At 71.4% G+C, this 6,929-nt stretch carries 2 protein-coding genes; both read right to left on the reverse strand.

All coding sequences use genetic code 11. The annotated features are described in order from the left end of the window. Positions 1-54: 54 nt before the first annotated feature. Complete coding sequence (locus tag ABT263_RS23390; RefSeq protein ID WP_352292913.1) at positions 55-369, reverse strand: hypothetical protein; 315 nt, start codon at positions 367-369, stop codon at positions 55-57. Beyond that, positions 360-6,791 (reverse strand): RHS repeat-associated core domain-containing protein, encoded by a 6,432-nt coding sequence (locus ABT263_RS23395; protein WP_352292915.1) that lies wholly within the window; start codon positions 6,789-6,791, stop codon positions 360-362. The genes ABT263_RS23390 and ABT263_RS23395 overlap by 10 nt, the downstream gene beginning before the upstream one ends. Positions 6,792-6,929 lie beyond the last annotated feature (138 nt).

The following is a 6,929-nucleotide window of genomic DNA, read 5'->3' on the forward strand; positions in this document are numbered from 1 at the left end:
AAAGGCCGGTGCCCGGGTGCGCCGTAGCGCACCCGGGCACCGGCCTCGGGGGGGTCAGGCCTGCGGCTTCGCCGCGTCCCGGAGTGCGAAGTACTCCGTGACGCCGGCGACGAAGCGGCACGCACCGGTCTCCCGGTCCACGATCACCGGGAGGTTCCCGCCCACCCGCAGTCGCCCGCGCGCGTCGGGGACCGTCGGCAGGTAGCCGAAGACGTAGGCGCCCTCGACCGCGACCGTCTCGTCGATCCGCAGCCGGTACGCGCGCTCGTCCCAGCCGCGGACCCGCTCGCGGCAGTACGCGTCCGCCGCCAGCCGGGCCGACTCCTGGTCCATGCTCACCATCCGCTTCCTCTCCTGGCTCACCACCATGTGATCATCATTTCGAGATTCTCCCACTGCGAGGTCACGGCGTGCGTCTCGCTCTGGTAGTCGAGGAACTTGATCACACCGGCGTCGTTCACCACGTTGAAGTAGTGGCCGACGTCGACGCCGTCGGTCCAGCCGAACACGATGCCCCGGGTGCCGTAGCCGAGCACGGTCAGCTGGTGGCTGATGTCGTCGACCCCCTCGGTCATGTGGAACAGGGAGTCGTACTTGTACTCCAGTTCCTCCGGGGCGAGGATGCCGCTGTCCCAGGCCGTGGCACCGTCGTGGGTGCCCGCGAGACGGCTGTCGCCGGCCTGGGCGCAGGCGCCGCAGTTGTCGGTGTAGCCGCCGGGGTTCGCCCCCGCCAGGGTGTCCTCCGCCTTGCCGGGCTTCGGCCCCTTGGTACCGGTGCCGCCGCCACCGCTGTCGGGCGAGCCGCCGCCGCTGGGGCGCCCGGCGTCCTTGCCGGCGGCCGGCGTCTCGGAGGCCGGAGCGCCCGGGTCGTCGCCGCCCTTGCCGGTGCCGGACTTCGGGCTGCTCGGCTTCTCCGTCTTCGGCGTGGTCGGAGCCGGGTCCGCCTTGGTGGTGGTGGGCAGGTCGCCGGAGAGCAGCTTCTTGACCGCGCTGACGACGTCCTCTCCCTCGGACACCGCCACCTTGATCGCCTTGACGGCCTTGACGCCGCCGCTGATCGCCTTGACCGCGCCGTAGCCGTCGATCGCGAACGAGCCGACCACACCGGTGACCTGGCCCGCGAAGTACGAGGTGGAGCTGGTGTCCACCTCGAACAGGTCCGCCAGCGGCGTGTCGTCCACGTACCCGGTGTGGCCGAGCCTGAACGGGGACTCGTTGGAGTACCCGAACATGTCGTCGAACACCTGGTTGTCGCCGTTGGCGATGTCGGCGAAGGAGTTCCAGCAGTCGGAGAGGGTGTTGACGCTCCACTGGTACGGGTCGCCGACGATCGAGTCGCCGACGCCGGTGAAGAAGCTCCCGACGTCGCCCCAGCTCCACCAGAGGCCGTTGGGGTCGCTGCCGGAGGTGGGGTTGCCGGCCGCGTACCCGTAGCCGCCCATCTGGTTGGGATCGCCCGACTCGAAGACCGGGTCGACGGTGAGGAACCGTCCGATCATCGGGTCGTAGACGCGCACCCCGAGCAGGTCCAGCCCGCTGGTGGCGTCCGTGGGCTTGCCGAGGTAGCCCCGGTTGTCGGCCCAGGCCGCGGGCGCGGCGCCGCGCGCGTTCCCGTACGGGTCGTACGCCCGCCGGACGACGGCCAGGCTCGCGCCGTCGACCTGGAGCTGGGCGGTGCCGTGCGGGGTGGTCGGCTGGTAGCTGACGGTGCCGGCCGAGGAGCGGACGATCACCGTGCCGTCCGGGCTGTGGTAGTACCGCAGGCCGGTGACGGTCTTCTTGACGGTGTCGAGCCTGAGCTGCTCCGCGCCGCCGAACAGGTAGAGGAGGTTGGTCCCCGGGTTGCGCTGGATCAGCAGGCTGCCGTCGGCGTCGTAGAGGTAGCCCGCCTCCGTGCCGTTGGTGGTGACCGCCTTGGTGCGGCCCTCCTCGTTGTACTCGAAGGCCTGGCTGGTGCCGGGCCCGGTCCGGGTCTTGGTGTTGCCGGCGCTGTCGTAGTCGGGCACGACGGTGGTGCTGCCGGACGGCCCGGTGGTGGTGACGGCACTGGCCGCGTTGGGCTTCTTCGCGGGAGCGACGCCGGCGCCCGGGTAGGTGATGGTCTGGGTGACGTCCTTGGTGGCCGCCCCCTTCACATCGTGGGCGACCTGCTGGGTCCGGTCACCGAGCTGGTTGAACTGCCAGTCCAGCCAGTACGGGGACGGCCCGCCGATGGTGCCCGGCGACGGTGCCGCCGTGGCGCACTTGGTGAGCTGCCCGGCCGTGACCGCGCCCAGGCCCTTGGTGTCCGTCCAGGCGGTGGTCAGCCGGTTCTGCGCGTCGTAGCCGAAGCACTGGGTGTCGGTGACCCGGTCGGTGCCGCCGCTGGACTGGACGTCGGAGACCGCGGTGACGCTGCCCGCCGCGTTGTACCCGTAGGTGGTCGCCGAGATCGGGTTGGCCGTGTTGCTCTGCAGCGTGACCCGGTTGGTGGCCAGCCGGCCGGTGGCCTGGTCCCAGGTCTGCGCGGTCCGCAGCTGCTTGCTCGGTGTCCCGAGGGTGGTCTGCAGGACCTGGCCCTGCGGGCTGTAGGCGACGGTGGCGATGTACGGCCGGCTGGGCGTGCCCATCGCGACCAGCTTGCCCTGGAGGTTGTAGCCGTAGCCGACCGTCTCCGCGGGAAGGCCCGCCTCGGTGCCGAAGGTGGTCGACGCCAGCAGGCTGACCGTCTCGGTGTAGGAGGCCGTCGTGCTGTAGCTCCCGGCGAGGTTGCCCTCGACCGCGGGGATCACCGTGGTGGTGCCGGTCGGCTGGCCGACCGCGTTGTAGCCGTTGACCTTCTTGACGTAGGCGCTGCCGCTCTTGCCGCCCACGTAGCGGGTGGACGAGACCGGCATGCCCTTGCCGAGCGAGTCGTACGTCCACTCGGCGAGCGCCTTCGCCGGGTCGCCCGGCGTGTCACCGGTGTACTCCGCCGTCTTGCGGCCGAGTTCGTCGTAGCTGTACGACAGCACCTGGCCGCGTCCGTCCTTGACGGTCAGCACCCGGCCGAGCGGGTCGTAGGTGCTGCTGGAGCTGCCGCTGTCGGGGTCGGTCTGGGCCACCACCCGGCCCTGCACGTCGTAGGTGTAGGACCAGGTGTTGCCCACCGTGTCCTTGACCGTCTCGACCTGGCCGCGGGGGGTGTAGCCGAAGGTGGTGGTGATGTCCGCGGCCGCGGTGCCCGCCGTACCGGCCGACCAGAGCTGGGTGTTGGCGCCGTCGTACATGACGGCCCGGCCGTCGCCCTGCACCTTGAGGTAGCCGCCGGTGTGCCCGCCGCTCGCGCTGGTCCAGAGCGTGGTCTTCCCGGTGGTGTCCAGCACCACGAGACTGCCGTCGGCGAGGACGCTCGCGTACGCGCCGGGGTGGCCGGCGGTCCCGGAGGACCACAGGGACTTCCCGTCGACCAGCGCGGTCAGCACCAGGTTGCCGTCGGCCTGCATGGCCAGGCGGACGCTGCGGGAGACCACCGAGGTCCCGGAGGCGATCACGCTGCCGCCGGTGAGCTTGCGGTCCGGCGTGGTGTCGCGCACCACGGTCGAGCTCCGCCGGCCGAGCGCGTCGGTGTACGCCGTGGTCGCCTTGCCGCCGGGCGGCGGCGTGACGTCCACCCGGTCCACGCCCCGGTAGGTCGTGGCGGTCTGCCAGAGCGTGCTCGCGAAGGACACCTGCTGGACCGTGACCGGCCGGCCCTGGCCGTCGTACGACGTCCGGGTCACCGCCGGGCCGGTCTTGTTGGTCTCCGCCCACATCGAGGTGCCCGGCGCGTTGGCCGCGTCGTAGTAGCTCGCGATGGCGGAGACGGTCCACCCGTGGGAGTCGTAGAAGGTCGAGGAGACCAGCCGGCCCACCGAGTTGTCCGCGGTGGTCGTCTGGGTCTGCCGCGCTTGCAGCGTCCCGTCGTAGAAGGTGACCTCGGTGCTGTAGGTGCCGTCCTCGCGCAGCGTCCTGGAGGTGACGGTGGACGGGTCCGGGCTGTCCCCGGCGCCGTGGACCGCGTACGCGAAGGTCCGGTCGGGCGACTGGGTCGCCTTGTTCCGGCCCGGCATCCACACCTTCACCCGGCGCCCGAGGGCGTCGTAGGCGGAGTCGGTGACCCGGCCGTTGACGTCGGCCGCGTGGGTGATCGAGCCGCGGCCCGGCGAGACGGTGCTGGTCGCCTTCCACTTCAGCGGGTTCTCGGTCGACACCGCGGTCGGCAGGAGCCCGGTGGCCGGCGTGTACGTGGTCGTGGTGGTCCGGCCGGCCGCGTCGGTGCTGTCGCTGACGCGCCCGTAGCGGTCGTACGCCATCGCGCCGAGCACCTGGAACTGCGGGTTGCCGGCCTTGTCGTAGCCGGTGACCGACTCGGTGGCGGTCACCAGGCCGAGCGAACCGGAGCGCTGGCCGAGCCGGCCCAGCGTGCCGGGGTTCGTGACCGTCCCGTCGCCGTCGTAGTAGACCCGCTTGTGGCTGAGCGTGGTGCCCTGCCCCGGCTTCGTGTCGCACGAGCCGGCGAGGCTGAGCGTCTCCTTCGGGTAGACCAGCATCATCGGGTTGGCCGACGGCGCGTCGGCGTAGGTCGTGACCGTACAGGTCCGCTGGGAGGGCACGGACAGGTCGCCCTGCTCGTCGGCCTTCCAGATCCGGCCGAGGTCGTCGAAGGTGGTGCCGCTCCGGGAGGTCCGCCAGGTGCGGTCGTCACTGAGCAGGCCGAGCGAACGGCTGCCGCTGGAGCGCACCCGGCGCGACGTCATGTCGGGCAGCGTCGAGAGCTTGTCCGGCTTCGGGTCCTCCGAGGTCCACGCGGTGCGCCCGGCGGTCGCCACGACCACCGAGTCCGGCACGTCGGTCAGCGTCTTGGTGACGACGGTGCCGCCGGCCTTGGTGAAGCCCTGGCTCTCGAACGGGGTGCCGGCCAGCCAGGCGCTGTCGGTGATCTCCTCGCCGAGCGAGTTCGTCACCTTCGCGCTGCGCCGGGTGCCGTCCTTGCGGTAGTCGCCGTCCATGCCCTGGAGGTAGGAGACGGTGCTCTGGGTGGTCGGGTCCGGGGCGGCGCCCGTGGTGGTGGTGACGGTCCGGTAGCCGCGGAACTCGTTCCACGTCCGGTGCTTGTCGTCGGTCAGCTCGGAGTCGTCGCGGTGCCAGGCGGCACCGCCCGAGTAGCTGTAGTCGGTCACCTTGGCGGGCGAGCCGGCCTTGGTCCGGTCGCTGGACGTGACCTTGGAGACCAGGGTCTTGTGGAACCAGTCCTCGATCGGCTCCACACCGCCCGGGGTGTTCCAGAACACCGGGTAGCAGGCCATGGTGTTGGAGTCGGCCGAGGCCGGCATGGTGTTCTTCTCGCGCGAGCACTCCGGCGCCCGGTAGGTGACCGCGACGGACTCGCCGGTCTCGGTCTGCACGCTGGAGATCCGCGGGTGGAACAGCGGCGGGGCGGCCGGGGTGAGGCCGTCGACCCGGTTGTCCGTCTCGATGCCGACGAACGTGACCGGGTCGAGGGAGATCGGGGCGTCACCCCCGGCGGAGGTGTCCTTGCCCGTGTGGACGATCTCCGAGAGCCACATCACCGACTGCAGCGAGCCGCTGGACTTCGGGTCCTGGGTCTTGCCGGTGACCGGGTCGTAGGTGCCGCCGGCGTCCGAGAAGACCTGCTTCAGCTCGTAGCTGTCGACGTCCTGCCATCCCGAGGAGGTCCGGACCTTGGTGTCGATGCCCTTCAGCCGGTACGTCTGCCAGAAGGTGGGGCCGCTCTGCAGGCAGACGCCGTCGGTGTCGCCCTCCTCCCCGATCTTGGTCTTCCAGTCGGAGGGGCAGTTCAGGTCGTACGGGGTGTCCGGCCAGTTGGCGGCGGTGTCCGAGGAGAGGTTGCCGTCCTTGCAGACGCTGTCCGAGGTGGTGCAGCGCTGCGCCGTGCGGAAGACCACCTTGGCGGCCGGCTCGCGGCCCGCCTGGGCGTCCGCCAGCTGGTAGCCGTAGGAGATCTGGGTGAGGTGGCCGCCCCGGGTGTACTGGGTGAGGGTGCCGCCCTTGTCGTCCTTGTCCTCGTCCGGGATCTGGCCGAAGCCCATGTTGTAGTAGTTCGACTCGGTCGACCAGTCGTAGCGCTGCACGTTGCCGTGCGGGTCGACCACGAAGTCCAGGTTGAACCGGTAGCCGACCGGCTTGTCGCACTGCGAGTCGTCGCCCTTGTCCGAACTGTGGCAGGGATCGTCCGACTTGGGGTGGTAGACCGGGATGCCCCAGGCGCTGCCGGTGGCGTCGTCCGTGCTGCCGCCGGGAGCGTGGTTGAGGCCGAGGTAGTAGGCGGTGCCGTCGGTCGTGGTGACCTTGAAGTACTCGCCCTGCCAGAGGCCGTTGGTGGCTCCGGTCAGCCGCTCGATCCTGGTGCCGTCGTCGGTCTGGAGGTGGTACGTCCCGTCCGAGTCCCGCAGCAGCTGGCCGTTGTGGGTGCCGAGCGAGATCGTGGCGTTCCAGCCGGCCCAGCAGGAGTCGCCCGAGTCCTCGATCCCCTGGTCCTTGCAGGTCTTGTACGAGCGCTCGATGAAGCCGGGGCTGTAGGACCAGCCGTCACCGACCCAGGACGACTGCGAGTTGCGCGCGGAGGTCTCGCCGTCCACCGACTGCGAGTCGTAGGCGAGTCCGACGGTCGGCGCCGCGCCACCCAGGGACGGGGGCGCGGTGATCGGGTACCGGTACGTGAACGCGCCCGAGGCGGACGCGGACCAGGCACCCGAGGCGGACAGCGACGTCGCGCCGTAGTCGCCCTGGGACCCGCCGCTGCTCGCCACGGCGGCCACCGCGACCCCGCCGGACCGGGCGGCCCCCGGGGCCCCCGGGGGGGGGCGCGGGCGGGCCCGGGTGGCCCCCCCGCCGGCGCCCCCGCGCGCCGGGCGCCCGACCGGTACGCAGGGCGTTCCGGCGACGCG

The organism is Kitasatospora sp. NPDC001603 (assembly GCF_040298365.1).
Lineage (GTDB): Bacteria > Actinomycetota > Actinomycetes > Streptomycetales > Streptomycetaceae > Kitasatospora.

Coding starts and splice junctions, on each gene's coding strand:
- ABT263_RS23390 (WP_352292913.1), bottom strand. CDS start 369: ATGGTGGTGAGCCAGGAGAGGAAGCGGATGGTGAGCATGGACCAGGAG.